Here is a 26,937-nt window from a genome sequence, read left to right as displayed (position 1 = left end):
CGTAACATGGCTCGAAGCCCCAATCCTTCCAAGGCGCCCTCGCAGCGCCAGCTCAGCGTCGGCGAAAAGGTTCGTCACGCGCTGACCGAAACCCTGCAACGCGGCGAACTGCGCGACCCATTGCTGGAGCGTGCGGTGGTGTCCGTCACCGAAGTGCGCATGACGCCCGACCTGAAGCTGGCGACCGCCTATGTGACGGTGCTCGGCCAGGAGGATTCCGAACCCTTCGTCGCCGCGCTGAACCAGAACCGGAAATTCCTGCGCGGCCGCGTCACGCCCGCTCTCAGACAGATGAAATACATGCCCGAAATCCGCTTCCGCGCCGACGACAGTTTCGACAATTTCGCCCGCATCGACGCCCTGTTGCGCTCGCCCGCCGTCTCCCGCGATCTCGACGACGCGGACGAGGACGATGCCGGCGGGGAGGGGCGCTGATGGCCCGCCGCGGCAAGCCCAAGGGGCGTCCGATTTCGGGCTGGGTCATCCTGGACAAGCCGAAGGGCCTCGGCTCCACCGATGCGGTTTCCAAGCTGAAATGGCTGTATTTCGCGCAAAAGGCGGGCCATGCGGGCACCCTGGATCCGCTGGCTTCCGGAATGCTGCCCATCGCCTTCGGCGACGCCACCAAGACCGTGCCCTATGTCATGGACGGTCAGAAGGTCTATCGCTTCACCGTCCGGTGGGGCGCGGAGACCGCGACCGACGATACCGAGGGCCCGGTGCTGCGGACAAGCGAGCAGCGCCCGCAGCAAGGCGCCATCGAGCAGGTGATGCAGGCCTATCGCGGCGAAATCTCGCAGGTGCCGCCCCAATATTCCGCCATCAAGATCGATGGCGAGCGGGCCTACGATCTTGCCCGGGGCGGTGAAGCCGTCGAGATCGCCGCGCGCGGGGTGACCATCCACCGGCTCGACATCGTGTCGATGCCCGACGCCGAGACCACGATATTCGAGGCGGAATGCGGCAAGGGCACTTATGTTCGCGCGCTGGCGCGCGACATGGGCCGCGACCTTGGATGCTTCGGCCATGTGATCGACCTCAGGCGGCTCAGCGTCGGCGCCTTCGACGAAGCCGACATGGTGACGCTGGAGGAACTGGAGGCCGCCGCCGACGAGGGCCGCGAGGCGCTGGACCAAGAGGCTCTGACGGCCGGCGCGCGGCCGCGTGTCGTGGACTTCACCCCGCTCGACGATTACCTCCTGGACGCGTCCGAGGCCCTCGGCGAGTTGTACGAGGTCAGCCTCAGCGACGAGCAGTCGGCGCGCGTCCTGTCCGGCAACCCCGTGCTGCTGCGCGGCCGCGACGCGCCGGCCTTCTGCGACGAGGCGTTCGCCACCGGCCTCGGGCGGCTGATCGCCATCGGCACCATCGAGCAGGGATCCTTCCATCCGCGTCGCGTCTTCGGCGGTCGCTGACGCAGGCGCGCGGCAGTCCGCATGGGGCGGGCTGGCGTTTCGCATGGTTTTGGCTTATATCCCGCCAATCGCCGGCCCGCGGGCCAGAGCGAATAACGACCCATGCTGGACGACATCCCGGCTTTGGGTGTCCCGACCCTCCTGAATACGAAAGGGAAACACGATGTCGATTACGCTTGAGCGCAAGGCCGAGCTTATGAAGGAATTCGCGACCAAGGAAGGCGACACCGGTTCGCCGGAAGTGCAGGTAGCCCTGCTTTCCGAGCGCATCGCCAACCTGACCGAGCACTTCAAAGGCCACAAGAAGGACAATCACTCGCGTCGCGGCCTCCTCAAGATGGTCTCGCAGCGTCGTCGCCTTCTCGACTACCTGAAGAGCCGCGAAGAAGAGCGCTACCAGGCGCTGATCTCGCGCCTCGGCCTGCGTCGCTAAAGACTGAAAGTGGCGGGTTTCCTGACGGAGCCCGCCCTTTCGATATCTGCCCCGAGCGCCCATGGGGCAGGATTGCCGGATGCTTGCGCCGCCCAGCGCGACGAAAGCCTCCCGCCGTCTTGCCCATGTGCGTTTCCAACCAACGGAACGCCGGCGGCGCCTTTTGCGCCGCGGCAGCCAGAGAGAACGATTCAACGATGTTCAACACCCATAAAGTGGAAATCGAATGGGGCGGTCGCCCGCTGACGCTCGAGACGGGCAAGATCGCCCGCCAAGCCGACGGCGCCGTCCTCGCCACCTACGGCGAAACCACGGTCCTTGCCACCGTCGTCTCCGCCAAGGCGCCCAAGCCCGGCTTCGACTTCTTCCCGCTGACCGTCAACTATCAGGAAAAGGCCTTTGCGGCCGGTCGCATCCCCGGTGGTTACTTCAAGCGCGAGGGCCGTCCGTCCGAGAAGGAGACGCTCGTCTCCCGCCTGATCGACCGGCCAATCCGCCCGCTCTTCGCCGAGGGCTACAAGAACGACACGCAGGTCGTGATCACCGTTCTTCAGCACGACCTCGAGAACGATCCGGACATCGTGTCGATGGTTGCGGCTTCCGCCGCGCTGACGCTGTCGGGCGTACCCTTCATGGGCCCCATCGGCGCTGCGCGCGTGGGATTCATCGGCGGTGAGTTCAAGCTGAACCCGCATGTCGACGAAATGGCCGAGTCCAAGCTGGACCTCGTCGTCGCCGGCACGCAGGACGCCGTCCTGATGGTCGAGTCTGAAGCGCAGGAGCTCGACGAAGAGACGATGCTCGGCGCCGTCATGTTCGGTCATCGCGGCTTCCAGCCGGTGATTGACGCGATCATCCGCCTGGCCGAGCATGCGGCCAAGGAGCCGCGCGACCATGCCGCCCCGGACTTCTCGGCCCTCGAGGGCGAGATGCTGAAGCTGGCCGAAACCGAGCTGCGCGACGCCTACAAGATCACCGACAAGCAGGCGCGCTATGCCGCCGTCGACGCCGTCAAGGCGAAGGTCTCCGCGCATTTCCTGCCCGAGGGCGAGGAAGCGCCGCGCTTCACCAAGGAAGAGATCGGTTCGGTCTTCAAGGAGCTCCAGGCCAAGATCGTGCGCTGGAACATCCTCGACACCAAGAGCCGCATCGACGGCCGCAACCTGGATACGGTCCGTCCGATCGTCGCGGAAGCCGGCCTTCTGCCGCGTACGCACGGCTCGGCCCTGTTCACCCGCGGTGAGACGCAGGCCCTCGTGGTGGCGACGCTCGGCACCGGCGAAGACGAGCAGTATGTCGACTCGCTGACGGGCACCTACAAGGAAACCTTCCTGCTGCACTACAACTTCCCGCCCTATTCCGTGGGCGAGACGGGCCGCATGGGCTCGCCCGGCCGCCGCGAGATCGGCCACGGCAAGCTGGCCTGGCGGGCCATCCGGCCGATGCTGCCGGCCAAGGAAGCTTTCCCCTATACGCTGCGCGTCGTTTCCGAAGTCACCGAATCCAACGGCTCCTCGTCGATGGCCACGGTGTGCGGCACCTCGCTGGCGCTGATGGATGCCGGTGTGCCGCTCGGCCGTCCGGTTGCGGGCATCGCCATGGGCCTCATCAAGGAAGACGAGCGCTTCGCCGTCCTTTCGGATATCCTGGGCGACGAGGATCACCTCGGCGACATGGATTTCAAGGTGGCCGGCACGGATGCGGGCATCACCTCGCTCCAGATGGACATCAAGATCCAGGGCATCACCGAGGAGATCATGAAGATCGCCCTCGAGCAGGCCCGCGGCGGACGCATCCACATCCTGGGCGAGATGGCCAAGGCCCTGTCGCAGAGCCGTTCCGAGCTGGGCGAGTTCGCTCCGCGCATCGAGGTCATGCAGATCCCGACGGACAAGATCCGCGACGTCATCGGCTCGGGCGGCAAGGTGATCCGCGAGATCGTCGAGAAGACCGGCGCCAAGATCAATATCGAGGATGACGGCACGGTGAAGATCGCTTCGTCTTCCGGCAAGGAGATCGAGGCGGCCCGCAAATGGATCCATTCCATCGTGGCGGAGCCGGAAGTCGGCGAAGTCTATGAAGGTACGGTCGTCAAGACGGTCGAGTTCGGCGCCTTCGTCAACTTCTTCGGTTCGCGCGATGGCCTCGTCCATATCAGCCAGCTCGGCGCCGACCGCGTCGCCAAGACGACCGACGTCGTCAAGGAAGGCGACAAGGTATGGGTGAAGCTGATGGGCTTCGACGAGCGCGGCAAGGTCCGCCTGTCGATGAAGGTCGTCGACCAGGCCACCGGCCAGGAAATCAAGAAGGACGCGGAAGACGCAGCCTGAGGCGGCGCTTTTCCTTCACATGATCGGAAAGGCCGGGGCGACCCGGCCTTTCTGCGTTCAGGGCGTCTGGAACGGAAAACGCGCCGAAGCGCTTCAGCTTCCGTCAGCCATGAAGGCATCGATCAGGGCGTGCGCATCCGCCCCTGCCCATTCGGCCGGCCCGTTCATGACGCCGCGGGCGCAGCCCGTCTTGTCGACAAGCATGGTGACCGGCATGCCGAAGGCGATGCCGGCGCCCTTGAGGTCGTTGAAGAGCTTGAGCGTCTCGTCCCGAAACATGGGCAGATGGGTCAGCCCGATCTCGTCGTAGAAGGCCTGCGGCTTGTCGCTTTCGCCGAGATCGAGGTTGATCGGCACCACCGCGAAGGCATCACTGCCCGCTTCCGCCTGGAGGCGGTCGAGTTCGGGCATTTCGACCCGGCAGGGCACGCACCACGTTGCCCAAAGGTTGACCAGGAGGGTCTGCCCGGCCATGGCGCCGATACTGGTCTGTGCGCCGTCCGCGTCCTTGAAGGCCAGCGCCGTGGCGTCGAAGGGCCTGTCCATGGCCACCATGGCGGCCACCTCGCCGCGCGCGGCCGCGTCGATGCGCGCCTTCATCCCGTCGTCGAGCGGGCAATTGCCCGCAACTTCGTTGCCAGAGCGGCTTTCGATCACGTATACGCCAAGGGCGCCGGCGGCGACGCCGGCAAGAAGCGCCAATGTGCCGAAGCTGAAAAGGGAGCGCTTGCGCGGCTCCTTGCCGGGTGATGGTGGCTGCGGCGACGACTGCATGATGGAAAACCTTCAGGACGCATGAGCCAGGAGACCGGAATGACCAGAAAGCCTGGCAACGAAATGTGGGGCGGCCGGTTCGCACAGGGGCCGGACGCGATCATGGAGGCGATCAACGCCTCCATCGACTTCGACAAGAGGCTTTACCGCGAGGATATCGCAGGGTCGATGGCCCATGCCGCCATGCTTGCCGAAAACGGCATCATTTCGGCGGAGGATGCCGCCGCCATTCACAAGGGCCTGACCGGTATCCGCGCCGAGATCGAGGAGGGGCGTTTCCCCTTCTCGCGCGAGCGCGAGGACATCCACATGAATATCGAGGCCCGGCTTGCGGAGTTGATCGGCCCCGCCGCCGGCCGCCTGCATACGGCCCGTTCGCGCAACGACCAGGTGGCGGTGGATTTCCGTCTGTACGTCAAGCGCGCCCTGCAGGAGCTGGAAGCGGGGCTTGGCGCCTATATGGCGGCGCTGCTGGCGCGCGCGCAGGAGCATGCGGCAACCGTGATGCCGGGCTTTACCCATCTGCAGGCGGCGCAGCCCGTCACCTTCGGCCATCACTGCCTGGCTTATGTGGAAATGGCCGGCCGCGACCGCTCACGCGTGCGGGACGCGCTCCGCCGCATGGATGAATCGCCACTCGGCGCGGCCGCACTGGCCGGCACCGGCTTCCCCATCGACCGGCATCGCACGGCGCATGAACTCGGCTTCCGGGAGCCGACCCGCAACTCGCTGGATTCGGTCTCCGACCGCGATTTCGCCATCGAGTTCCTGGCTATCGCCTCCATGACGGCCATGCACCTGTCACGCCTGGCGGAAGAGATCGTTATCTGGTCCACTCCGCAGTTCGATTTCGTCCGTTTGTCGGACGCCTTCTCGACCGGCTCCTCCATCATGCCGCAGAAGAAGAACCCCGACGCCGCGGAACTGGTGCGCGCAAAGACAGGCCGCATCAATGGCGGTCTCGTTGCGCTGCTGACGGTGATGAAGGGCCTGCCGCTGTCCTATTCGAAGGATATGCAGGAAGACAAGGAACAGGTGTTCGACGCCATCGACTCGCTGTCCCTGGCCCTTTCGGCCATGACGGGCATGGTGCGCGACCTCGAAGTGAACGTGGCGCGCATGCGGGCCGCCGCCGGAGCCGGCTTCTCCACCGCGACGGATCTTGCCGACTTCCTGGTGCGCGGCGCCGGCCTGCCGTTCCGCGAGGCGCATCACGTGACGGGCCGGGTGGTGGCTCTGGCGGAATCGCGTAAGGTCGCGCTGGAAGATCTGCCGCTGGAGGCCCTGCAGGACATCGACGGGCGCATCGGGCCCGAAGTCTTCGACGTGCTGTCGGTCGATGCGTCGGTGGCCAGCCGCAAGAGCTTCGGCGGCACGGCGCCCGACAATGTGCGCCAACAGGTCGCCTATTGGCAGCAACGCCTGTCCACGGGCGAGTGAGTTCTGATCTGGAGTAATGGGCGATGCGAGTAATGACCCTTGTAAGCGTGGCGCTGATGCTCGGCCTCGCCGCCTGCGGACGAAAGAACCTGCCGGTGCCGCCGACGCCCGAGGGGCAGCCGGCGCGGCCCTATGTCGTCGCGCCGGACGCCGCCGGGCTGGCGCGGGCTCCCGAGATCACCAACCGTTCGTCCGAGACGTCGGTGGTTCCGAAGGAGGTGACACGCAATCCCGGAGCGCCGGAGCGGCGCTTCCTGCTGGACGGCCTCCTGAACTGACGATCGCTACCAGAAACGCACCATGAACCATTTTGATTATGTCGACGGCGTCCTGCACGCCGAGAATGTCGATATCCGCACGATCGCGGAATCCGTCGGCACGCCCTTCTATTGCTACTCCACGGCGACGCTGGAACGGCATTACCGCGTCTTCGCAGAGGCCTTTTCCGATATCGATGCGCTTGTCTGCTACGCGATGAAGGCCAACTCCAACCAGGCCGTGCTGAAGACGCTGGCGGCGCTGGGCGCCGGCGCCGACGTCGTCTCCGGCGGCGAACTGAAACGCGCGCTGATGGCCGGCATACCGGCCGAACGGATCATGTTCTCCGGGGTCGGCAAGACGGAAGCCGAAATCGAGGCCGCCCTCGATGCGGGGATATTCTGCTTCAATGTGGAGTCCGAGCCCGAGCTGGAGGCGATCTCGCGACGGGCCTCTGCGTCCGGGCGTGTCGCGCATATCTCGTGCCGGATCAATCCGGATGTCGATGCGCGCACGCACGCCAAGATATCCACCGGCAAGAAGGCCGACAAGTTCGGCATCGCATTCGACCGGGCGGAAGAGGTCTACGATCTCGCTGCGCGGCTGCCCGGCCTGGAAGTCTCCGGCATCGACATGCACATTGGCAGCCAGATCACCGAGCTGGAACCCTTCGACGAGGCGTTCGGCCGTCTGGCCGGGCTCGTCGGCCGCCTGCGGGCGCTGGGCCACCGGATTTCGCATGTGGATCTGGGCGGCGGCCTTGGCGTTCCCTACCGCCGAGACAACATGCCGCCCCCGGAGCCGCCGGCCTATGCCGAAATCGTCAAGCGCCATGTCCGCGATCTCGGTACCCGCGTGATTTTCGAGCCCGGACGCCTGATCGCCGGCAATGCCGGCATTCTCGTCGCGCGCGTCATCTACGTGAAGCGCCAGAGCGGGCGCACCTTCGTGATCGTCGACGGCGCAATGAACGACCTGATCCGCCCCACCCTCTACGACGCCTGGCACGATATCGCCCCGGTGGTCGAACCGGCCGCAGGGGCGCCCGTGCAGCAGGTGGATGTCGTCGGGCCGGTATGCGAGAGCGGCGATTTCTTCGCGCGGGACAGGGACCTGCCGGAATTGAAGGAGGGCGACCTCGTCTATGTCTCCACGGCCGGCGCTTATGGGGCCGTCCAGTCCGGAACGTACAATACGCGGCCCCTGATCGCCGAGGTTCTCGTCAAGGACGATGCCTTCCACGCGGTGCGGCCGCGACAGACGCTCGAAGAATTGATCGGACTCGACCGCCTTCCGCCCTGGCTTTGAAGGCAAGTGCGGCGCGCGCCTCGCCTTCGCCGCAAAAGCTGGTAAGCTTTCGGGAGGGTGGCATGCCGCCCGATCCAGCCGCCGGAACGAAGGCCCGCGCCATGGCACCTGCCGACAGCCACGACCAGAACCGCGGACAGGGCGGCCGACCGGGCTTCCTGCCCGCCCGCCTCTCGGCATGGTTCTCGATCGCGGTCGAGCGGTTCTGGCCGCTCGTCCTCGGCCTGTCCGGCCTTGTCGGCCTGTTCCTCATCCTGGCCTGGACGGGCTCCTTCGCCGCCATGCCGGCGCCGGCGCGCGTTGCCGTCCTTGCTGCCCTGTGTATCGCCGCGCTCGGCGTTGCATGGCGCTGCCGTCGCCTTCGTCTGCCCGGGGCAGGCGCCGTGACGGCGCGGGTGGAAGAGGCAAGCCGCCTCGCCAACCAGCCGCTGCGCGCCCAGGAAGAGCGCGCGCTGGGCGACGACCCGGTCGCCATGGCGCTGTGGCGGATCCACCAGCGGCGCATGGCCGAGCGGCTGACGGGGCTGACCGGCGGGCTTCCCAACACGCGGACGGAACGGCTGGATCCCTATGGCCTGCGCGTCCTCGTGGCCCTCGGTGTCGCGACGGCTTTCGCCTACTCATTCGGGCCCGGCGGCGGCCGTATCTCCGATGCGGCGACGCCGCTGGAGGGCACCGTGCTGGCAGCGGCGCGCGTCGATGCCTGGGTGACACCGCCCGGCTACACGGGCCGAGCGCCGATCTTCCTGACGGAGGCGCAGGCTTCCGGCCCGCTGGGCGTGCCGGCGGGCAGCGTTTTGTCGGTCCGCATATCCGATGGCGACGGCGTTGACATGAGTTTCCAGGCGGCCGACGCCGCGCAAGCCGAGATCGTCCCGCGCGCCGTCGACGTGAGCGCGGATGGCGATGCAACGCCGCCGGCGCCGTCCTCCGGGCCGGCCGAGTACGAGCTTGCGCTGGATCGCTCCGGTGCGGTGGCGGTGGAAACCCGGTTCCGGACCCTCGGGTCGTGGAGCTTCGACGTGGTTCCCGATACCGTGCCCGTCATCGCCTTCGACGGCGAGCCGCGTTCGGCGCGCAACGGCGCCCTGGAGATCGGCTTTACCGTGGAAGACGATTATGGGGCGCCGCAGGGGCAGGCGACGATCGAGCCTGTGGACGTGGCTGCAGACGCGCGTCCGCTGATCGCGCCGCCATCCATCAACCTCGCCATGCCGCGGCGCACGAAGGGCGTCGCCAAGGGGCGAACGTCGGCCAACCTGATGGACAGCCCCTATGCCGGGGCAATCGTGCGCATGACTTTGGCCGCCCGAGACGACGCCGGCCAGGAAGGCCGCTCCGACCCGCTCGAGATCGCGCTGCCGGAACGCCCCTTCAATAACCCGCTGGCACGTGCCGTCGTGGAGCAGCGTCGTATACTGGCGCTGGACGCGAATGCGGCGAGGCGCGTGGTGGATCTTCTTGATGCCGTGACGCTGCATGCCGACAGTTTCATACCCCGCACGGCCGATTATCTGGCCCTGCGGGCGGCGCGCGAGCGTATCGCCCATGCGGCCGGCGACGACGACCTGCGCTCGGCGGTCGATTTCCTGTGGGAGATCGCGCTCGGCATCGAGGACGGCAATCTGTCCTTTGCGGAGCGTCGCCTGCGCGATGCGCAGCAGGCCCTGTCGGAAGCCTTGCAGAACGGCGCCTCGGAAGAGGAGATCGCCGAGTTGATGCAGGAACTGCGAGAGGCGATGCAGGAATTCATGCAAGCCATGGCGGAGGCCATGCGCAACCAGCCGCCGCAGAATCTAAGCCAGATGGACAATGCGCAGGAGATCAGCCCGCAAGACCTGCAACGCATGATGGACCGGATCGAAGATCTGGCCCGCTCGGGATCGCGCGAGGCGGCGCAGCAGCTTCTGTCCGAGCTGCAGGAGATGATGAACAACCTGCAGATGGCACAGCCGGGACAGCAGCAGCAGGGCGACAGCCCGATGCAGCAGCAGATGAACGAGATGGGCGAGTTGCTGCAGCAGCAGCAGCAGTTGATGGACCAGACATTCGAACTGGGACGCGAAGACCTCCGCCGGCAGATGCAGGAAGGCATGGAGGGAATGCCGCAGCCGCCCGGAGGCGAGCGGGCCGAGGGCGGCGAACCGCCATCGGCCGAAGAGCTGCGCCAGCAGATGGAAGACCTGCAGAGGCGGCAAGGCCAGTTGCAGGAAAGGCTTGAAGCACTCCGGCAGCAGATGGAGGAGTTCGGGCTCGAGCCGGGCGAAGGCATGGGGCGTGCCGGCGAGGCCATGGGGCACGCGGAAGGCGCGCTGGGCCGAGGCAGTGATGGCGAGGCTGTGGATCGGCAGGGAGAGGCCCTGCAGGCGCTGCGCGAGGGCGCACAGGACATGATGCGGCAGATGCAGGAGGCCATGCAGGGACAGCCTGGCCAGCCCGGCCAGGCGGGCCAGCAGCAGGGCGGCACGATGGGGCAGGGTGCGACACCCGGCGAGCAACGTTCCGGCCGTGATCCGCTGGGCAGGCAACGCCAGACGCAAGGGCCGGATTTCGGACAGGACGTGGATATACCGGACGAGATCGACATCCAGCGCGCCAGGCGCATTCTGGACCAGATCCGCGAGAAACTGGGAGACAGGCTGTCACCACAGCAGGAGCGCGATTATCTCGAAAGGCTCCTGAGGGCGCAGTGAGCGCTTTCAGCCGGCGCGGCGGATGGGCTCGGCGCGCGTGCGAGGCGGATGCGCGGCGAAGAGGTCGCCCATGGCGCGGCGGATCTGCGTCAGGGTGAACGGCTTCTCGACCACGCCGAAAACGATGCGTGTCAGGCTTTCGGCCGCTTCCTTCTGTTCCGCATAGCCGGTCATCAGCATGATCGGCATATCCGGGAATACGGCCTTCACGGCATGCGCAAGCTCGATTCCCGTCAAGGCGGGCATGCGGATGTCGGACAGGACGGCATCGAACCCGTCATTGTCACCCGCGATGACTTCCAATGCTTCCTCGCCATCCTCGACCGTAACCACGTCGTGGCCTTCGAGGCTGAGGGCGCGCGCAACGAGAAGGCGAATTCCCGCTTCATCTTCGGCGATCAGGATCCTGGCCATCGGTCACTCCGGCAAATCGGCCCTCATCCCATTGATCGACATGAGAGATTCCGCACTGCATAAGACGCACGGACCAACGGGTCCGTTCCCCCATTATGCAGAAAATTCTTTCCCAGAACTTTCAGCCGTTGCTCAAATGCAACCCTGACGAAATATTTCCTCGGATTGAGCCCTATTCCACGACGCGGCCGACGAAAGGCAGCTCGCGGAAGGCGTGGCCGACATCCATGCCATAACCGACGACGAAGTAATCGGGGCAATCGAAGCCGACATGGTCTGCCTCGATGTCGGCCTTCCGGCGCATGCGCTTGTCCAGAAGGACGGCGATCCCGGCGCGTGCCGCACCACGCTCGAGCATAAGGTCACGGGCGTATTTCAGCGTGCGGCCGGATTCGAGGATATCGTCGACAAGCAACACCTGCCGACCGCGCACGTCGCTGTCGATGTCGCGCAGGATGCGAACCTCGCCGGCGACGGTGCCGGCACCGTAGCTGGACAGGGTTATGAACTCGACTTCCGGTGCAACACCGGCCCTGTGCAAGGCGCGGATGAGATCGGCCGCAAAGACGAAAGACCCTTTCAGCACGGAAACGACGAGCAGATTGTCGCCGAAGCTGGCGGCCACCTCGCCTGCGACGCGCTCCACCGCCGAGGCGACCTCGGTTTCGGAATAGAGAGTGTCGATCTGCTTGCCGCGAACTTCGATCATGGAACAGCCGTTTGCATCCTGGATTGACAGGATGCCTGCCTACATCGCCGGGCCATGGAATGCGAGCCCCCGCATGCTCAACCCCTGCCGAGGAGGCCGAGCTTGCGGACCGCTTCGCCGAACGCCGCGGCAAAGCCACGTTTCAGTGGCGCGGCGCGCCGAAGTTCCGGCCCCGAGGGCCTGCGAACGGTCCAGGATTCGGCTTCGATGATGCGCCATTCCGGCAGGCGGGTGGCGCTGCTGCGAGACGTCTGTGCCATCGACCCTCTCCGGCTTCAAAAGACGATTGCCAAAAGGTTGACGAGGTGTGGTTAATGAACGGTAAAGGAATTGACGTCACACTCCCGGTAGCGTCATGCCCGGCCGTCACCACGGCATCGGCGGCGGAGGGACAGGACTCTTGATCAGGTTCGAGAATGTTGGGCTCAGATACGACATGGGGCCGGAGGTTCTGCGCGACCTCAGCTTCCGGATCGACGCCCAGTCGTTCCAGTTCCTGTGCGGCCCATCCGGCGCCGGCAAGACGAGCCTGATGCGCATGCTGTTCCTGGCCCTGCGGCCGACGCGCGGCATGGTGAAGGTGATGGGGCGCGACGCGGCCACCATGCGCCGCGACGAGTTGCCGGAGCTGCGGCGGCGGATCGGCATCGTCTTCCAGGATTTCCGGCTTCTCGACCATCTGACCACCTACGAAAACGTGGCGCTTCCGCTGCGCGTACGCGGGCGGGAGGAGGCCTCCTACCGGCAGGACGTCGTGGAGCTACTGCGCTGGGTCGGCCTCGGCGACCGCATGGACGCACCGCCCATCGTCCTGTCCGGTGGCGAGAAGCAGCGGGCCGCGATCGCTCGCGCGCTGATCGACCGGCCGGACCTCCTGTTGGCGGACGAACCGACCGGCAATGTCGATCCGCCGCTGGCGCGCCGGCTGTTGCGCCTGTTTCAGGAGATGCACAGGCTGGGTACCTCGGTCGTCATCGCCACGCACGATGTGAGCCTGATGGAGCAGGCGCCGGCCCGTCGGCTGGTGCTGGCGGACGGACGGATGAGCATCCATGACTGAGCTGCGCGAACGCCTCGTGCTCGGCATCGGGACGCTGTCGCGGCGGTTGTCCGCACTTGCGCGGCGATCGGCCGCAAGGCGCCCGGTACCGATCGTACCGGCGCGCAACGTGACGAGCACGGCGCTGATGGCCGTCATCGCCATCATGACCTTCCTTGCCAGCCTGACGCTCGGCGGCGTCCTGATGATCTCGGACACGGCGCGGGCATGGCGCGACGACATCGCGCGCGAGGCGACGATCCAGATCGAGCCGGAGCCCGGCCTCGACATGCAGGCCGCGATCGGCGAGTTGCAGCTGCTGGCGCTCTCGACGCCCGGCGTGACGGCCGCCATACCTGTCGGAGAGGACGAGGCCGCGGCGATGCTGCGGCCCTGGCTGGGCGGACTGGACGTGGCCGGCCTGCCCATGCCGCGCATGATCGCGGTGGAAATAGACCCCGCATCGCCGCCGGATTTCGACGCGCTGCGCGAGGCGGTGGAGCGTGCGGTGCCGCAGGCGACGCTGGACGATCATCGCATGTGGATGTCGCGTCTCGTCGCCATGGCGGAGGCCACCGTGCTGGCCGGCATCGCCATACTGGCGCTGGTCGTCGTCGCGGCCGTCCTGACGGTGGTGTTCGCCACGCGGGGGGCCATGGCCGGCAACCGCCACATCATAGAGGTGCTGCATTTCGTGGGAGCCCGGCATGGCTTCATCGCGGCCGAGTTCCAGCGTCACTTCCTGCGGCTCGGACTGATCGGGGGCGCCATCGGGGGGCTGACGGCGTTGGGCATCTTCGCGCTGGCAGGCTGGTATGCGGCCCCGGGCTCGGTCTCGGCCGAGGGCGACCAGCTTCGAGCCCTGTTCGGAACCTTCAGCCTGGGGCCATGGGGTTACGTCGCCATCGCGCTCCTGGCGTTCGCCGCCGCGCTGTTGACGGCGCTCACGTCGCGCTTCACCGTGCGTGCGCAACTTTCGGAGATGGACATATTGTCACCCGCCGGCACGGCGTAAGCGGCTTGGAAACCGCAAGGCTCGGGCATAGTTCCTTGCTCATATGTACGGATCGGACAGTGCACGCAGGCAAGCAGATGCAGGCAGAAAGAGACAGGGCAGGGCGCATGGGCGGTTTACGGCCCGGGATGCGCCTCGGCCTGCTTCTGCTGCTGGCGATCCTCGGCCTTGCCTCCTATCTGGCCGGCGGCTTCCTGCGCTTCGCCAACGACGTGGCAAGCCTGCGGGCGCCGGCGTCGATCGCCGATGTCGGCGGCATCGTTGTGCTGACCGGGGGCGAGATGCGGCTTCAGCAGGCGGTGGACCTCCTGACGAAGGACAGCGGCCAGCGGTTGCTGATCAGCGGCGTCAATCCGGGAACCAGCCTGTCGACGCTCGCGCGCATCACCGGCGGCGACCAGGAGTTGTTCCAGTGCTGCGTCGACCTCGACTATGCCGCGCTCGACACGATCGGCAACGCCCGAATGACGGTGGAATGGGCAAGGTCGCACGATATCGATCGGATCGCGCTGGTGACGAGCGACTATCATATTCCGAGGGCGTTGACCGAACTTGGCGGCGTCTCCGGCGCGCCGGAGATCGTACCCTATCCCGTCTCGCCGCAGAAGTTGTGGCGCGCCGACGGTTTCCCGACCAGGCTGGGCTTCAGGCTGCTTCTGCGCGAATACGTCAAGGTGCTTGCGGCGCGCGCGCGTCTTGCAACGGGGTTCGACATCGTCGATACGCTGGGGCAGCGCGTGACGTCGCAGGCCCATTCCGGCCACGGTTGAAGCGCCGGCCATTCGAGATACAAGCGGGACTGCCACATAGATGATCGCCCTGCGCTCCCTTGCGTTCCAGTTCCTGTTCTACGCCAACCTGATCGGCCAGCTTCTGCTCTTCTCCCCGGTCTTCTTCTTCCTGCCAGAGCGGACCTGCTGGCGGATCGTCAAGAACTGGGCGCGGTCCTCGCTCTGGCTTCTGCACCGGGTTGCCGGCACGAGATCGGAGATCACCGGGCAGGAGCATCTGCCGGCCGGCGCAACCATCATCGCCTCCAAGCACCAGTCCTTTTGGGAAACCTTTGCACTGGTCCCCCAGCTCGACCGCCCGACCTTCATCCTGAAGAAGGAACTGATGGCCATTCCCGTCTTCGGGGCCTATTGCCGGCGCATGGGCATGATCCCGGTGGACCGCAGCCGTCGCGGCGCCGTCCTGGCCAGCATGCTGGAGGATGTACGGGCGGCGATGGCCGCGGGGCGGCAGATCGTCATCTTTCCGGAAGGTACGCGCAGTGCCCCCGGCGCCGCGCCGAACTACCGGCCAGGCATCCACTTCCTCTACAATGCGACGCATGTCCCGGTAACGCCGGTTGCGCTCAATTCCGGATTGTTCTGGCCGCGCCAGGCCTTCTATCGCCGGCCGGGCACCATCCGCGCACAGTTCCTACCGCCCATCGAGCCGGGCCTGGACCGCGCGGACTTCCTGGCGCGCCTGACGGACGAGATCGAGGAGAGGACCATCGAGCTGATCCGGCTGGCCTATGAGGAGCAACCCGGATTGCCGATGAGCAAGCTTGTGGCAAGCCGGCTGCGGCAGGATGGTGTTGCCGCCGGTAACGCCGAAGCTTGAGTCTTTCGGTGGAATGGCGCATAAACGAAAAATTCTGCATGATGACGTTTATATGATCCGCCCTTCCACGGCGGAGCAACGCCGGGCAAGGGGTGAGCCGATGGCATATGCGGATTTTCTGTCATTTCCCGACCGGGCGCCGACATTGCCCGCATGGTTCGCCGAGCCGCGGGTTCTGAGCCTGGATCGGCATTCCACCCTTGGCGTGCGCCGGAGCGGCAATCTGCGCTTCGCCGCGACCATTGCGACGGCGCCACTGGCTCTGGGCGAGTTCGGTGCGGCGATGCGCTGCTATCCCATCTGCTTCACCACGGGTAATAATCCCGCGCCCGTTGCGGTCCTGGCGCTCGAAAAGGGGCGCAACCTGTTCGTCGATGCGCTTGGCGGATGGCGGCGAGACCATCATGTGCCGGCTTGCCTCAGCCGATACCCCTTGGCCGCGTTGGCGGGGAATAACGGCAAGATCCGGCTTTACGCCGACTTCTCCAGCGGACGCCTCGTCCAGATGCGGCCCGGCGTGGACGAGGACATCGACCCCATCTTCGACCCATCCGGCGGATTGTCATCCTTCGGAAAATCGTCGGTCATCCGCAGCCAGCTCGCGGAGCGGAGCCTTGCGGATTCCGCCGAGCTGGGGCAGGCGCTTGCCGAGGCGGGCGTTCTGACGCCTTGCACTGCTCCGGGCGTGGGAGATGCCGGACAGGCGCTCCGCGACGATCTCCTGGCAGTCGACGAGGGCGCATTGAACGCCCTTCCGGCGGCGCTGCTGGGCGAATTCGCCCGTCGAGGCTGGCTCGAGCCGATCGTCCTGTCCATCGTATCGCGCCACAACTGGCACGGCCTTTCCCAGATGGCCCATCGATACAGCCCGACGGGGCGCTCGCGCGCTGCCTGAGCATCAAACCGCGAAGACCCGATCGAATCCGACCCGCTCTAAGGCGCTCGCCGCCGGAAAGCGTGCCGACGACGCGCGTCGCATCACGGTTGCGAAAGCCGAACCTGGCATAAAGGGCATAGGTTTCCTCATCCTTGGCATCCGGGTGCATTCGGCGGATGTTGTCCAGAATGCTGCCCTCGGGATCCAGCAACCCAACGTGCTGGAGAACGCCGCCACGCCAGTCCCGCACGAGGGATCGGATCGCGGCACGACCGGCAGCGTCGAGATTGTTCGCTGGCTCGTCCAGAAGCAGGAGGTCCGGTGCCTCGATGACGAGACGAGCGATGCCGACACGCGTTTGCTCACCTCCCGACAGGGTTCGTAGGCGACGATCCGGTGCTAGATCGGGAAGCCCGGCCTGCATAAGGGCGGTACCGACGCGGCCCTCCAAGGTCCAGTCGTACCCGATCGCCGGAGGCCCGACGAAAAGCTTTGGAGCGACCTTTGTGCGTCCGAACGGACGCACGGCGCTCTAAAGCGGGCGTGGCCCCATCAGTTCCGCATCGGCCTCTGCCGGAGCGGTCGCGGAGCCGGAAACGGCGCGGTTGAAGGCTTCGGCGCCTGCCTTGTCCGCGCCGGTCCAGACCGGCCGCACCAGGCCTCCTTCCATCAGCAGCACCAGCGATTGGTTGAGAAGGCCGGGCCTGCCGGAAAATGGCGGGATTTTCTCCAGCTCGTCGAAGGCGCGGTCGCCTGCCGAAAAGGCGTCGAGAAGCGGGGCGAAGATCGCGGCGGCGCCCTCCACCGGCCCCATCCGGGTCTGGATCGTGACGGCGCCGCCGGCGACATCCGCCATGCGACGGAAGCGCAGGCCGCGCAGCGCATCCACATGCGCCTGCGGCGTCAGGGGCCGGCCGTTCTTCACGTAGATATCGCGGCGCAAAGCCTGGTCCCGGGCGATGTCTTTCAACACCTCACGGAAGTGGGGCTCGTCGACGCCGTCCAGTGCGGCGACGCAATCCTCCGGCAGGGACATGCGGTCGACGTTCTCGATGGCTGTGGCGCTGCCCGCGAAGGTACATCCGCGCGCCGCCATCGCCGCAATCACGTCGCCGCTCGACAGCGGCTCGAACGTGTCGCCCGCCAGTTCGTGCGCGACATAGGCGTCCGGCTGCTTCGTCAGGCTGTCCCACGATGTCCCGGCTTGCGGATGGGCGATGAACAGGCCCGCTCCGTGGCGCATGCGCTCCAGCACCGGCCTGGCCTTTTCGAGGCGCTCCATCGGCGTGCCACCGGGCGCGGCGGCCCGCATGGCGGCATTGAGGACAGAGAAGGTGGAGGCGCCCGGCTGGCAGGCATAATGCAGATAGGCGATGCCCCCATCCTTGAGCGCCGTACCGGCGAACCGGAAAATAGCCTCCCGGACATCCGGTCGTACCCAGGACAAGACGCCATGCACGATGACGAGATCGTAGGTCCGGGGCGGATCTGCCGCGAGCACCCGGATATCGGCGGTTTCGAAGCGGATATTGTTGATGCCGGCGCTTTTCGCCAGGCGTCCGGCCGCTGCGATATGGCCCGCATCGGCATCGAAGCCGTCGACACGCGCCGACGGCATCGATGCCGCCGTCAGCGCAGCCGAATAGCCTGTGCCGCAAGCGAGATCGCAAATGGCGATCGGCCCCGGGGCCGGGCGGCGGAACCCAAGCATGGCGACGACCGCCAGAAGCCATCCGGGCGACGTCTCGCGCCAGGCGGTGTCGATATAGGCTTGCGTGTGGGGCAACATTGCAACGCCCTCCAATCCCGTCCGAACCCCTGCCGGCCAACGATGCGCAACCGACAATGTTGCCTTTTGGCATCACTCACTGTGAGTTGCAATAGTTGACTCGCCGATTCCACTTTTCGGTTTCGGAGTCCTGTGTCACATGAAGATGAACCTGAAAGTCCGGGCAGTAGCCGCCGCCAGCGCCACGGTTTTCCATTCCAGTTCCTCATCCGATTTCCGGTTTCTCCCAAAAGCCGGGAAACGGCCTGCCTTTGGAGATTCCACCTTGTCGCGCACTCCTTCCAACCGAGCCATCCTCCGTTCCGGTACCGCCATCGGGCTGCTCGTCGCCCTTTCCGTGCCGGTCGGCCACGCCGTTGCCCAGGAAGGCGCCGTCGCGCAGGAGCAGATCGAAGAGGGCGAAAGCGTGCTTCCGGCGGGCGAGGCCGTCGCGCTGGACGAGGTGCTGGTGTTGTCCGCAGATGAGCAGCTCAAGCAGGCGCCAGGCGTTTCGATCATCAGCGCCACCGATATCGACCATCGGCCGCCGGTCAACGATCTGTCGGACATCATCCGCAGGCAGCCGGGCGTGAACCTCACCGGCAACTCGGCCTCGGGCGTGCGCGGCAACAACCGCCAGATCGACATTCGTGGCATGGGGCCGGAGAACACGCTGATCCTGATCGATGGCAAGCCCGTCCTGTCGCGCAATGCCATCCGATACGGCCGTTCCGGCGAGCGCGACACGCGCGGCGACTCGAACTGGGTGCCGCCCGAGGCGGTCGAGCGCATCGAGGTGCTGCGCGGCCCGGCCGCCGCGCGCTACGGCTCCGGTGCCGCCGGCGGCGTCGTGAACATCATCACCAAGCGCCCGGCCGAGCAGAGCGTCACCGTTTCGAGCTACGTCAACATTCCGCAGCACTCGGAAGAGGGCAAGACGTTCCGGGGCAACGTCTTCGCAGGCGGACCCCTCGGGCAGGATTTCGCCTATCGGGTCTATGGCAGCTACAGCAAGACGGACGCGGACGACCCGGCTATCAACGCCGACGCGGCGCTGCTGCCGACCGATATCCCGGCCGGTCGCGAGGGTGTCGTCAACAAGGACGTGCGCGGCGTACTCACCTGGTACGCGAACGAGTCCAACGAGTTCGAGTTCGAGGCGGCTTACAGCCGGCAGGGCAACATCTTCACCGGCGACCGCCAATTGGCCGGCACCAACGACGTGATCGAGGAGCTGGCCGGCCAGGGCGAGGAGACCAACACGCTCTACCGCACCACGCTGGCGCTGACCCATCGCGGCAATTACGAGTTCGGCACCTCGAACTCCTATCTGCAATGGGAGAATACCCGCAACAACCGCTTCCTGGAGGGAACGGCCGGAAGTGGCGAAGGCGCGATCAGCAGCAGCCTGGAGAAGGGCACGATCACGCTCGACAACTGGGCGGCGAAGTCGGAATTCAACATTCCCTTCACCTATCACTTCGACCAGAACGTCACGGTGGGCGCCGAATTCCGCGGCGAATACATGGACGACCCGGTTTCGCTCCGACAGGCGATCACCGGCGGCGTGACCATCCCGGGCGTCCCGTCCAATCCGGCCGACCGCGACTCGAAGATCGACGCGCAGCTCTACGGCCTGTATCTCGAGGACAATATCTACGTCACCGACAAGCTGGTGCTGACGCCGGGTATCCGCGGCGATTATCACAGCGAGTTCGGCGGCAATGCCAGCCCCAGCCTGAACGCTTCCTACGACCTGACGGACGAGATTTCGCTGAAGGCGGGTATCGCCCGCGCCTTCAAGGCGCCCAACCTGTACCAGCTTAACGAGAACTACGTCTATTACACGATGGGCAACGGCTGCCCCTTCAACTTTCCGTCGCTCGGACTCGGCTGCTACGTCATCGGCAATCCGGACCTGAAGGCCGAGACGAGCGTCAACAAGGAAATCGGTATCAACTACATCAACGAGACCGGCTGGCAGGCGGGCCTGACCTATTTCCACAACGACTACAAGGATCGCATCACGGCCGGTGTCGTGCCGGTCGGGGTTCTGGGCCGCGCCCAGCTCTTCCAGTGGGACAACACGCCGAAGGCCGTGCTGTCCGGCCTCGAGGGCAACCTGCTCGTGCCTCTCCTGGACAATGTGAACTGGCGCACCAACGCCACCTACATGCTGGAATCAGAGGACAAGGAAACCGGCAATCCGCTGTCCCTCGTGCCGGAATACACGATCAATACCGCGCTGGAGTGGCAGGCTACCGAGCGCCTGTTCACGGCATTGACGCTGACCCATTACGGCAAGACGGAAGCGCCCTACCGAAACGTCACCACCGGCAGCCTTGCGGGCAATACCGACGACCTCGATCCCTACACGCTGGTCGGCTTCAACCTGGACTTCCAGGCTAACGAGCAATTGCGGATCGGCGCCGGCGTCAGCAACATCTTCGACGAACGGCTGTTCCGCAAGGGCAGCGGCACCTCGGCCGGTGCGGCGACCTTCAACGAACCCGGCCGCTCCTTCTACCTCAGGGTCAGCACGACCTTCTGAGAGGGCGCGCGGCGAAATATCCGCGCGCAAACCTTGTGCTTCCGTGTTCCCCACACCTATGAGTGGGGAGCACGAGGGGAGACGACATGATCGATATCGCAATGGGGGAGGCGATCTGGCTCGCCGCGGCGCTTCTGGCCGGGGGGGCCGTCACCGGCTTGCTGGCCGGGGTGTTCGGCGTCGGCGGGGGCGCGGTCGCGGTGCCGATCCTCTATGAGCTCTTCCGTATCCTAGGCGTTCCGGAAGACGTGCGCATGCCGCTCTGCATCGGCACCTCGCTCGCCATCATCATCCCCACTTCCATCCGCTCCTTCAGCGCGCACCGGCGGCGCGGCGCGGTCGACATGTCCATCCTGAAGGTATGGGCCGTACCGGTCGTGCTGGGCGTCGCCGCCGGAAGCTTCATCGCCCGCTACGCACCGGCCGACCTGTTCAAGATCGTCTTCATCGTCGTGGCGGGCATATCGGCAGTCAAGCTGCTGTTCGGCCGGGAAAGCTGGCGTCTCGGCCTCGATATGCCCGGCCGGGTCGTAATGGTGGTCTATGGCTGGATCATCGGCATCCTGTCGGCCCTGATGGGCATCGGCGGGGGGCAGCTTTCGTCGCTCTTCATGACCTTCTACAGCCGGCCCATCCACCAGGCGGTGGCGACGTCGTCGGGGCTGGGCGTCATCATTTCCATTCCCGGAACGATCGGCTACATCTATGCCGGCTGGCCGGCGGCGGCGCAGTACCCCGGCGTTGCGGCGCTGCAACCGCCGCTCGCCTTCGGCTACGTCTCGGTGATCGGCTTCGCGCTGTTTTCGGTCACCAGCGTCATCACCGCGCCGATGGGCGCCGCGCTGGCCCACAGGCTGGACAAGAAGCGGCTGGAAATGGCCTTCGGCGTATTCCTGCTGCTGATCTGCGCGCGCTTCGCCTATTCGCTTTTCGCCTGAGGTCAATCTCGATGGTCGCGATCGATATCGCAACGCGCGTCTGGAACCATACGTTCAAGCTGGATCCGATCATCCGGAGCCTTCTCGATACCGATTTCTACAAGCTCCTGATGCTGCAGCTCATCTGGGGTCGCTATCGCGATACGCAGGTGACGTTCGAGCTGATCAACCGGACGGCCTCGGTGCGCATCGCCGACGAGATCGACGAGGCGGAGTTGCGCGCCCAACTGGACCATGCGCGCACGATCCGCTTTTCCAAGCGTGAGATGATCTGGCTGGCCGGCAACAGCTTCTACGGCAAGTCGCAGATATTCCGTCCCGATTTCCTGGAATGGCTGAGCGGGTTCGAACTGCCGCCCTACGATCTCAGCCGGCGCGACGGCCAGTACGAGCTGCAGTTCCACGGGCCCTGGACGCATACGATGATGTGGGAGATTCCCGCGCTCGCCATCATCAACGAACTGCGGTCGCGTGCGGCAATGCGGGGCTTCAAGCGCTTCGAGCTGGACGTGCTCTACGCGCGCGCCAAGACCAAGATGTGGGAAAAGGTCGAGCGGCTGGCCGAGCTTCCCGATATCCGCATCTCGGATTTCGGCACCCGCCGACGCCACTCCTTCCTGTGGCAGCGCTGGTGCGTGGAAGCCCTGAAGGAAAAGCTCGGCAGCCGCTTTTCCGGCTCCAGCAACGTGCTTCTGGCCATGGAAACGGACCTTGAGGCGATCGGCACCAACGCGCACGAACTGCCGATGGTGGCCGCCGCACTTTCGCAGGACGACGACGCCCTTCGCGACGCGCCCTACCGCATGATGCGGGAGTGGCAGGACTGGTACGACGGAAACCTCCTGGTCGTGCTGCCCGACACGTTCGGAACGCGCTCCTTCCTGGACAACGCCCCGGACTGGGTGGCCGGCTGGACCGGCTTTCGTCCCGATTCCGCGCCGCCCGTCGAGGGCGGAGAGGCGATCATGGACTGGTGGCGGCGACGCGGGGTCGATCCGCGCGAGCGGTTGCTGGTGTTCTCCGATGGGCTCGACATCGAGACCATCGAGGAAACCTACCGCCATTTCCATGGCCGCGTCCGCATGAGCTTCGGTTGGGGAACGAACCTGACCAACGATTTCAGGGGCGTCGCGCCCGAGCCGACCAACGGGCTGAAGCCCATTTCGCTCGTCTGCAAGGTCAAGGACGCGGCCGGCCGGCCGGCGGTGAAGCTCTCGGACAACCCGGCCAAGGCGACGGGGCTGCCGTCCGAAATCGAGCGGTATCGCCGCGTCTTCGGAACCGAAGGGGCCATTCCACGCAAGGTGGAAGTTTGAGAAAATTCTTTCTCGCAATGGGACGCTTTCTGCGGCATGAACGCCCCGTATGCCGCCAGAACGTCCCAATAACGCCAAAGGCCGATCGACATGAACGCTATCGTCAAGCCGCAGGATGAAGCGCAGCCGGTGTTTCCTGTGCCCGCGAACGTCTTTGCCGAGACGGTGACGGACGTCCACCACTATACCGACAGCCTGTTCCGCTTCCGCATGACGCGGCCGGCCAGCTTCCGGTTCCGGACGGGCGAGTTCGCCATGATCGGCCTGCCCAACGCCGAGAAGCCTGTCTTCCGCGCCTATTCCATCGCCAGCCCGTCCTGGGACGAGGAGCTGGAGTTCTTCTCCATCAAGGTGCCCGGCGGCCCGCTGACCGAGCATCTGCAGAAGATCAGGCCGGGCGATACCGTGCTGATGCGCAAGAAGCCGACGGGGACACTCGTGCTCGACGCGCTCATTCCGGGGCGGCGTCTGTACCTGTTTTCGACCGGCACCGGCATCGCGCCCTTTGCCGGCATCATCCGCGATCCCGAGACCTATGAGAAGTTCGAGAAGGTCATCCTGACGCACACGACCCGCGAGACTGCTGAACTGCAATACGGCAAGGATCTCGTGGCTTCCGTCGCAGAGGACGAGATCCTGTCCGAGATCGTCGGGGACAAGCTTCTCTATCATGGGTCGGCGACCCGCGAGGGCGAGCCGCGCGGCGAGCGCATCACGACCATGATCGAGAACGGCTCGCTGTTCTCCAGCCTCGGCCTGCCGCCGCTGGACCCGGACATCGACCGTGCGATGATCTGCGGCTCCATGGCGATGCTGAAGGATACGGCGGCGCTCCTGGAAAAGGCTGGCCTCGAGGAAGGGGCCAACAACAAGCCCGCCACCTATGTGGTTGAACGCGCCTTCGTCGATTGATAGCAAGGGACAGGGCGCCGTCCATCGCGCCCCTGTCCGCAACGCTTTCCTCGGGGGCACGCCGTGCGCGCCATCTTCGTTCAGTTCAAGTGCCGGCCGGGCCGGGCCTATGCGGTGGCCGAAGCCCTGGTCGAGACAGTGGAGGAACTGTCGGAGGTCTATTCCACGTCCGGCCAGTTCGACCTGATCGCCAAATTCTATCTCGACCCGGACAGCGATACGGGACATTTCGTCACGGAGCGGCTGCAGACCGTGGATGGCGTGTCGGACACCTTCACCACCGTCGCCTTCAAGGCGTTCCGGTAAATTTCCCCGGTCGCTCGGGAAATCTTCCCGATATCGTCTCCGCGCGCCCCTCGGCCTTCCCATGACAGGGCGGACGTCATAGCGTTCCTGCCGGACACCGTTGCGTCGTGAGGGAGGATAGCGTGACACGTAGCTTCGTCGCGTTGACATTGGCCCTGACGGTCCTGCCGGGGATTGCCCTGGCGCATGGCCCGTCGCGGCAGAAGCATGCCACCACCATCGAAGTCGATATGGCTCCGGCCGCCGTCTGGCAAAGGATCGGCAATTTCGACGATCTCTCGTGGAATCCCCTGGTCGCCTCGGTGAAGGCCGAGCCGGGAAACGCAGTAAAAAGCGTGCGCGAAGTGACGTTGAAGGATGGCGGCGTGCTGCGCCAGGAGCTTTACAAGTATGATGCCGGGCGCATGAGCTACCAGATCCAGATGCCGGAGGTGGATACGGCGATCCTGCCCGTGACGAATTACAGCGAGTTCCTGACGGTGAAGCCCGCGGCCGGCGGCGACAAGTCCGAGATCGAGATCCGCAGCGCCTATTACCGGGGCTACCCGAACAACGAGCCGCCGGAAAACCTCAACGACAAGGCCGCCAACGATGCCGTGGCCGCCATGCAGGAGAAGGTCGCCGAGGGGCTCAAGGCAAGTCTGGAAAACGGGTCCTGATCCCATGCCGGCGTCGGCCCTTCGGTGCGCGGCACTGGCGGCGGCCCTGCTGACGGCAAATGCCGCCTGGGCGGACACGGCCTATGTCACCAACCAGTCGAGCGATGACCTGTCCGTGGTGGACCTGGCGTCCATGCGTGTCGTTGCGACCATTCCCATCGGCGGCAAGCCCGCAGGTGTCGCCGTGCCGCCGGACGGGCGCCACGCCTATGTGACCAGCCCGGAGTCCGGCACGCTCACCGTCATCGATACCGCGGCGGCTGCCGTGGCCCGGCGCATCGAGGTGAAGGGCGGGCCGCTGGGTGTCGCGGTGCATCCGTCGGGCGCGCCGGTCTATGTCGCGGACTGGTATGCCCATCGACTGTCAGTCGTCGATCCACAGGATGGGCGCATCGTCGCCGAGGTATCGACCGGTCTTTCGCCATCGGGTGTCGCCGTATCTCCGGACGGCAGGCTGGTGGTGACGGCCGACCGCGATTCCAACCGCATCTCCATCTTCGAAACCGGCGGAATGTCCCTCGTGGGCACGGTCGCTGTCGGCGAACGCCCTTTCGGTGTCGAGTTCTCGCCCGATGGCCGCCGGGTACACGTGGCCAATGTCGTTTCCAACGACATCAGCGTCGTCGACGTGGCTTCGCTGACGATTCTGGCGAGCGTGCCGGTCGGTGACCGGCCCTACGCGACGGCCACCGCCTCAGGCCGCGTATTCGCCACCGACCAGCACGGCGCAACCCTGAGCGTGTTCGACGCCGAGAGTTTCGAGGCCGTCGGTACGGTCGATGTCGGAGAGTACCCGGAGGGGATCGCGGCTGCCGGGGACGGACGCGCGCTCTACGTCGTCAACTGGTTCGACAATACGCTGATGAAGATCGATGCGGCGACACTGCAGAGGCTGGGCGAGGTGCCGGTCGGTGACGGCCCGCGCGCCTTCGGCAAGTTCATCGCCTATGACAGCGGCCAGGGGAGGCCCGAATGACCATGCGATTCATCGCCGTCCTGGCCTGCGGGCTCGCCGCGGCGCCGTCCGAGGCAGCCACGAACGACTATCCCACCGAGGCCGTTGCGGATTACGTTTTCGCCTGCATGCAGACCAACGGGCAGACGCAGCAGGCGCTGCGACAATGCTCCTGCTCGTTCGACGTCGTCGCCTCGATCGTCCCCTACGACCGCTATGTCGAGGCGAGCACCTATCTGTCGATGGGGCAGGTGACTGGCGAGAAGGGCGTCGTCTTCCGCACGTCCGCTCCGGCGAAAGCCGCCATCGGCGATCTGCGTCGCGCGCAGGCCGAGGCGGAGGTGCGTTGTTTCTGAACCGGCGTCATCCCTCGCCGGGGCTGAAGACCCTGGCGAAGGTTTGGCCTTCCGTGTCCGATGCGATCACCTTGAACACACCCTCCGGCCCATCGTACCGGAAGCGGAAATTCGGATCCTCGGAAATGCTGATGCCGCCGCTCATCGACAGGAACGGCCTGTCGTCCAGGCGGATTTCTAGGTCGGAAACGAAATGCGCCGGGATGTAGAGATGCGTAATCTGATCGCGCTGCAGCCCCGAATTGTTGGGATGCCGGATCATCAGTTGCGCTTCCTGCGTCTGGCCGTTGGCCGCTTCCACCAGCCGTCGCAGCCGCATCTCGCCCAGCGTCGCGGCAGCCTCGGCCGGGTTTCGGGCCGCCGGTGCGGCGCAGCCCCCGGACGCCTTCACATAAACGACGGACTCGTGCAGGGATCCGTCCGCCGTCTCGGCGACGGCGCGCACATTGCTGTAGGCATTGACCCGCAGTCGCGTTTCGATGGAGCGGATGCCCGTACCCTGCCCGAGCGTGAAGGTGGCGGCGACGGGAGCCGGGTTTTCATCGACGATGAGCGTTAGCCGGTCGATCTGCGCATCGTCGGACAGCCGGATGACGACGGGCACGACGGCTGGATCGGTGGCCCGGGACGGCGCTTCCAGCGCGACGACGCGATCGTCCGCGATGGGCCGATCCCCGAAGATGACGTCCTTCAACTCGCTCCAACTGTCCGCCGCCTGCGTCGACTCGGCCCGTGCCGTGACGGGCAGGCAAAGAACAAGCGCGGCAAGCACGGCGCATGAAAGGCGATTCATAGGCATGGCGGCCATGTCCGATCCTCCCCGATCGACGATGCCCATCGTCATTGTGGCGCGCTTGCGT

27 protein-coding genes and 1 pseudogene are annotated in these 26,937 nt (G+C 65.8%); 21 read left to right on the top strand and 7 right to left on the bottom strand.

What is annotated here, in order from left to right; genetic code table 11:
- Positions 1-6 precede the first annotated feature (6 nt).
- The 4 genes from rbfA to pnp all read left to right on the top strand — a co-directional run bounded on the left by rbfA (position 7) and on the right by pnp (position 4,178).
- A complete protein-coding gene (gene rbfA, locus NDN16_RS01180) occupies positions 7-435 on the top strand; it encodes a 30S ribosome-binding factor RbfA (protein ID WP_251111791.1) in 429 nt (142 codons plus the stop codon).
- On the top strand, positions 435-1,415 hold the full coding sequence (gene truB / locus NDN16_RS01175; protein ID WP_251111790.1) for a tRNA pseudouridine(55) synthase TruB: 981 nt from the start codon (positions 435-437) through the stop codon (positions 1,413-1,415). Before rbfA ends, truB begins: the two co-directional genes overlap by 1 nt.
- Before the next feature lie 163 nt (positions 1,416-1,578).
- Positions 1,579-1,848: a 30S ribosomal protein S15 gene (rpsO, locus tag NDN16_RS01170; RefSeq protein ID WP_039188381.1), complete on the top strand. Its 270-nt coding sequence runs from the start codon at positions 1,579-1,581 to the stop codon at positions 1,846-1,848.
- 197 nt (positions 1,849-2,045) lie between these two features.
- A complete protein-coding gene (gene pnp, locus NDN16_RS01165) occupies positions 2,046-4,178 on the top strand; it encodes a polyribonucleotide nucleotidyltransferase (protein WP_251111789.1) in 2,133 nt (710 codons plus the stop codon).
- Positions 4,179-4,271: 93 nt separating this feature from the next.
- Here pnp and tlpA read toward each other — a convergent pair whose 3' ends face one another.
- Positions 4,272-4,952 (bottom strand): thiol:disulfide interchange protein TlpA, encoded by a 681-nt coding sequence (tlpA, locus tag NDN16_RS01160; RefSeq protein ID WP_251111788.1) that lies wholly within the window; start codon positions 4,950-4,952, stop codon positions 4,272-4,274.
- A gap of 39 nt (positions 4,953-4,991) precedes the next feature.
- Here tlpA and argH point away from each other — a divergent pair, with 39 nt between their 5' ends.
- The 4 genes from argH to NDN16_RS01140 all read left to right on the top strand — a co-directional run bounded on the left by argH (position 4,992) and on the right by NDN16_RS01140 (position 10,651).
- Positions 4,992-6,392 carry an argininosuccinate lyase gene (gene argH, locus NDN16_RS01155; protein ID WP_435301027.1) on the top strand — a complete coding sequence of 467 codons (1,401 nt, stop codon included), beginning with the start codon at positions 4,992-4,994 and terminating at the stop codon, positions 6,390-6,392.
- A 32-nt stretch (positions 6,393-6,424) separates the two neighbouring features.
- Entirely contained in the window at positions 6,425-6,670 is a 246-nt protein-coding gene (locus tag NDN16_RS01150) for a hypothetical protein (protein ID WP_285292280.1), read from the top strand.
- A gap of 22 nt (positions 6,671-6,692) precedes the next feature.
- Positions 6,693-7,958, top strand: coding sequence for a diaminopimelate decarboxylase (gene lysA, locus NDN16_RS01145; RefSeq protein WP_251111785.1), 1,266 nt, complete (start codon positions 6,693-6,695; stop codon positions 7,956-7,958).
- 62 nt (positions 7,959-8,020) lie between these two features.
- Positions 8,021-10,651 carry a TIGR02302 family protein gene (locus NDN16_RS01140; protein ID WP_251111784.1) on the top strand — a complete coding sequence of 877 codons (2,631 nt, stop codon included), beginning with the start codon at positions 8,021-8,023 and terminating at the stop codon, positions 10,649-10,651.
- Between the two features lie 6 nt (positions 10,652-10,657).
- Here NDN16_RS01140 and NDN16_RS01135 read toward each other — a convergent pair whose 3' ends face one another.
- The 3 genes from NDN16_RS01135 to NDN16_RS01125 form a co-directional block, all read right to left on the bottom strand.
- On the bottom strand, positions 10,658-11,065 hold the full coding sequence (locus NDN16_RS01135; RefSeq protein WP_251111783.1) for a response regulator: 408 nt from the start codon (positions 11,063-11,065) through the stop codon (positions 10,658-10,660).
- Positions 11,066-11,237: 172 nt separating this feature from the next.
- Positions 11,238-11,774 carry a hypoxanthine phosphoribosyltransferase gene (gene hpt, locus NDN16_RS01130; RefSeq protein ID WP_251111782.1) on the bottom strand — a complete coding sequence of 179 codons (537 nt, stop codon included), beginning with the start codon at positions 11,772-11,774 and terminating at the stop codon, positions 11,238-11,240.
- 77 nt (positions 11,775-11,851) lie between these two features.
- Complete coding sequence (locus NDN16_RS01125) at positions 11,852-12,034, bottom strand: hypothetical protein (RefSeq protein ID WP_251111781.1); 183 nt, start codon at positions 12,032-12,034, stop codon at positions 11,852-11,854.
- Positions 12,035-12,174: 140 nt separating this feature from the next.
- On the opposite strand from NDN16_RS01125, the gene ftsE reads away from it, so the two are divergent.
- From ftsE to NDN16_RS01100, 5 genes are all read left to right on the top strand, one after another.
- Positions 12,175-12,834, top strand: coding sequence for a cell division ATP-binding protein FtsE (ftsE, locus tag NDN16_RS01120; RefSeq protein ID WP_251111780.1), 660 nt, complete (start codon positions 12,175-12,177; stop codon positions 12,832-12,834).
- Positions 12,827-13,828, top strand: a complete 1,002-nt coding sequence (locus tag NDN16_RS01115) for a cell division protein FtsX (protein ID WP_251111779.1) — start codon at positions 12,827-12,829, stop codon at positions 13,826-13,828. Before ftsE ends, NDN16_RS01115 begins: the two co-directional genes overlap by 8 nt.
- Before the next feature lie 77 nt (positions 13,829-13,905).
- On the top strand, positions 13,906-14,598 hold the full coding sequence (locus NDN16_RS01110) for a YdcF family protein (protein ID WP_251111778.1): 693 nt from the start codon (positions 13,906-13,908) through the stop codon (positions 14,596-14,598).
- 40 nt (positions 14,599-14,638) lie between these two features.
- Positions 14,639-15,439 (top strand): lysophospholipid acyltransferase family protein, encoded by an 801-nt coding sequence (locus tag NDN16_RS01105; protein WP_251111777.1) that lies wholly within the window; start codon positions 14,639-14,641, stop codon positions 15,437-15,439.
- A 100-nt stretch (positions 15,440-15,539) separates the two neighbouring features.
- Positions 15,540-16,334 carry a SapC family protein gene (locus tag NDN16_RS01100; protein WP_251111776.1) on the top strand — a complete coding sequence of 265 codons (795 nt, stop codon included), beginning with the start codon at positions 15,540-15,542 and terminating at the stop codon, positions 16,332-16,334.
- A gap of 283 nt (positions 16,335-16,617) precedes the next feature.
- On the opposite strand, the pseudogene NDN16_RS21015 reads toward NDN16_RS01100, so the two are convergent.
- A pseudogene (locus NDN16_RS21015) lies at positions 16,618-16,842 on the bottom strand (ATP-binding cassette domain-containing protein); the annotation flags it as partial.
- A 6-nt stretch (positions 16,843-16,848) separates the two neighbouring features.
- Positions 16,849-18,105, bottom strand: coding sequence for a class I SAM-dependent methyltransferase (locus NDN16_RS01090; protein WP_251111775.1), 1,257 nt, complete (start codon positions 18,103-18,105; stop codon positions 16,849-16,851).
- A 265-nt stretch (positions 18,106-18,370) separates the two neighbouring features.
- On the opposite strand from NDN16_RS01090, the gene NDN16_RS01085 reads away from it, so the two are divergent.
- The 8 genes from NDN16_RS01085 to NDN16_RS01050 all read left to right on the top strand — a co-directional run bounded on the left by NDN16_RS01085 (position 18,371) and on the right by NDN16_RS01050 (position 26,077).
- Entirely contained in the window at positions 18,371-20,635 is a 2,265-nt protein-coding gene (locus NDN16_RS01085; RefSeq protein WP_251111774.1) for a FepA family TonB-dependent siderophore receptor, read from the top strand.
- An 86-nt stretch (positions 20,636-20,721) separates the two neighbouring features.
- The gene (locus tag NDN16_RS01080; RefSeq protein ID WP_251111773.1) at positions 20,722-21,573 is read left to right on the top strand and encodes a sulfite exporter TauE/SafE family protein; all 852 of its coding nucleotides are present in this window, start codon (positions 20,722-20,724) and stop codon (positions 21,571-21,573) included.
- A gap of 11 nt (positions 21,574-21,584) precedes the next feature.
- Positions 21,585-22,889, top strand: coding sequence for a nicotinate phosphoribosyltransferase (gene pncB, locus NDN16_RS01075; RefSeq protein ID WP_251111772.1), 1,305 nt, complete (start codon positions 21,585-21,587; stop codon positions 22,887-22,889).
- 90 nt (positions 22,890-22,979) lie between these two features.
- Positions 22,980-23,801 (top strand): ferredoxin--NADP reductase, encoded by an 822-nt coding sequence (locus tag NDN16_RS01070; RefSeq protein WP_251111771.1) that lies wholly within the window; start codon positions 22,980-22,982, stop codon positions 23,799-23,801.
- A 63-nt stretch (positions 23,802-23,864) separates the two neighbouring features.
- Complete coding sequence (locus NDN16_RS01065) at positions 23,865-24,107, top strand: Lrp/AsnC ligand binding domain-containing protein (RefSeq protein ID WP_192390048.1); 243 nt, start codon at positions 23,865-23,867, stop codon at positions 24,105-24,107.
- 122 nt (positions 24,108-24,229) lie between these two features.
- Positions 24,230-24,766 (top strand): SRPBCC family protein, encoded by a 537-nt coding sequence (locus NDN16_RS01060; RefSeq protein WP_251111770.1) that lies wholly within the window; start codon positions 24,230-24,232, stop codon positions 24,764-24,766.
- Between the two features lie 4 nt (positions 24,767-24,770).
- Positions 24,771-25,742, top strand: coding sequence for a beta-propeller fold lactonase family protein (locus tag NDN16_RS01055; protein WP_251111769.1), 972 nt, complete (start codon positions 24,771-24,773; stop codon positions 25,740-25,742).
- A 2-nt stretch (positions 25,743-25,744) separates the two neighbouring features.
- Positions 25,745-26,077, top strand: a complete 333-nt coding sequence (locus NDN16_RS01050) for a hypothetical protein (RefSeq protein ID WP_251112073.1) — start codon at positions 25,745-25,747, stop codon at positions 26,075-26,077.
- Positions 26,078-26,084: 7 nt separating this feature from the next.
- Here the strand turns inward: NDN16_RS01050 and NDN16_RS01045 are convergent, their stop codons facing one another.
- Positions 26,085-26,885, bottom strand: coding sequence for a quinoprotein dehydrogenase-associated SoxYZ-like carrier (locus NDN16_RS01045; RefSeq protein WP_251111768.1), 801 nt, complete (start codon positions 26,883-26,885; stop codon positions 26,085-26,087).
- Positions 26,886-26,937 lie beyond the last annotated feature (52 nt).

Source organism: Aureimonas altamirensis, assembly GCF_023702225.1.
Lineage (GTDB): Bacteria > Pseudomonadota > Alphaproteobacteria > Rhizobiales > Rhizobiaceae > Aureimonas > Aureimonas altamirensis_B.
The sequence above is the reverse complement of the archived record's forward strand: the minus strand, read 5'-3'. Positions and strand labels throughout refer to the sequence as shown.

Excerpts from the sequence above, each read along its gene's own strand:
- rbfA (WP_251111791.1), top strand. The coding sequence starts at position 7 with ATGGCTCGAAGCCCCAATCCTTCCAAGGCGCCCTCGCAGCGCCAGCTC.
- truB (WP_251111790.1), top strand. The coding sequence starts at position 435 with ATGGCCCGCCGCGGCAAGCCCAAGGGGCGTCCGATTTCGGGCTGGGTC.
- rpsO (WP_039188381.1), top strand. The coding sequence starts at position 1,579 with ATGTCGATTACGCTTGAGCGCAAGGCCGAGCTTATGAAGGAATTCGCG.
- pnp (WP_251111789.1), top strand. The coding sequence starts at position 2,046 with ATGTTCAACACCCATAAAGTGGAAATCGAATGGGGCGGTCGCCCGCTG.
- tlpA (WP_251111788.1), bottom strand. The coding sequence starts at position 4,952 with ATGCAGTCGTCGCCGCAGCCACCATCACCCGGCAAGGAGCCGCGCAAG.
- argH (WP_435301027.1), top strand. The coding sequence starts at position 4,992 with ATGACCAGAAAGCCTGGCAACGAAATGTGGGGCGGCCGGTTCGCACAG.
- NDN16_RS01150 (WP_285292280.1), top strand. The coding sequence starts at position 6,425 with ATGACCCTTGTAAGCGTGGCGCTGATGCTCGGCCTCGCCGCCTGCGGA.
- lysA (WP_251111785.1), top strand. The coding sequence starts at position 6,693 with ATGAACCATTTTGATTATGTCGACGGCGTCCTGCACGCCGAGAATGTC.
- NDN16_RS01140 (WP_251111784.1), top strand. The coding sequence starts at position 8,021 with ATGCCGCCCGATCCAGCCGCCGGAACGAAGGCCCGCGCCATGGCACCT.
- NDN16_RS01135 (WP_251111783.1), bottom strand. The coding sequence starts at position 11,065 with ATGGCCAGGATCCTGATCGCCGAAGATGAAGCGGGAATTCGCCTTCTC.
- hpt (WP_251111782.1), bottom strand. The coding sequence starts at position 11,774 with ATGATCGAAGTTCGCGGCAAGCAGATCGACACTCTCTATTCCGAAACC.
- NDN16_RS01125 (WP_251111781.1), bottom strand. The coding sequence starts at position 12,034 with ATGGCACAGACGTCTCGCAGCAGCGCCACCCGCCTGCCGGAATGGCGC.
- NDN16_RS01115 (WP_251111779.1), top strand. The coding sequence starts at position 12,827 with ATGACTGAGCTGCGCGAACGCCTCGTGCTCGGCATCGGGACGCTGTCG.
- NDN16_RS01110 (WP_251111778.1), top strand. The coding sequence starts at position 13,906 with ATGCAGGCAGAAAGAGACAGGGCAGGGCGCATGGGCGGTTTACGGCCC.
- NDN16_RS01105 (WP_251111777.1), top strand. The coding sequence starts at position 14,639 with ATGATCGCCCTGCGCTCCCTTGCGTTCCAGTTCCTGTTCTACGCCAAC.
- NDN16_RS01100 (WP_251111776.1), top strand. The coding sequence starts at position 15,540 with ATGGCATATGCGGATTTTCTGTCATTTCCCGACCGGGCGCCGACATTG.
- NDN16_RS01090 (WP_251111775.1), bottom strand. The coding sequence starts at position 18,105 with ATGTTGCCCCACACGCAAGCCTATATCGACACCGCCTGGCGCGAGACG.
- NDN16_RS01080 (WP_251111773.1), top strand. The coding sequence starts at position 20,722 with ATGATCGATATCGCAATGGGGGAGGCGATCTGGCTCGCCGCGGCGCTT.
- pncB (WP_251111772.1), top strand. The coding sequence starts at position 21,585 with ATGGTCGCGATCGATATCGCAACGCGCGTCTGGAACCATACGTTCAAG.
- NDN16_RS01070 (WP_251111771.1), top strand. The coding sequence starts at position 22,980 with ATGAACGCTATCGTCAAGCCGCAGGATGAAGCGCAGCCGGTGTTTCCT.
- NDN16_RS01055 (WP_251111769.1), top strand. The coding sequence starts at position 24,771 with ATGCCGGCGTCGGCCCTTCGGTGCGCGGCACTGGCGGCGGCCCTGCTG.
- NDN16_RS01050 (WP_251112073.1), top strand. The coding sequence starts at position 25,745 with ATGCGATTCATCGCCGTCCTGGCCTGCGGGCTCGCCGCGGCGCCGTCC.
- NDN16_RS01045 (WP_251111768.1), bottom strand. The coding sequence starts at position 26,885 with ATGGCCGCCATGCCTATGAATCGCCTTTCATGCGCCGTGCTTGCCGCG.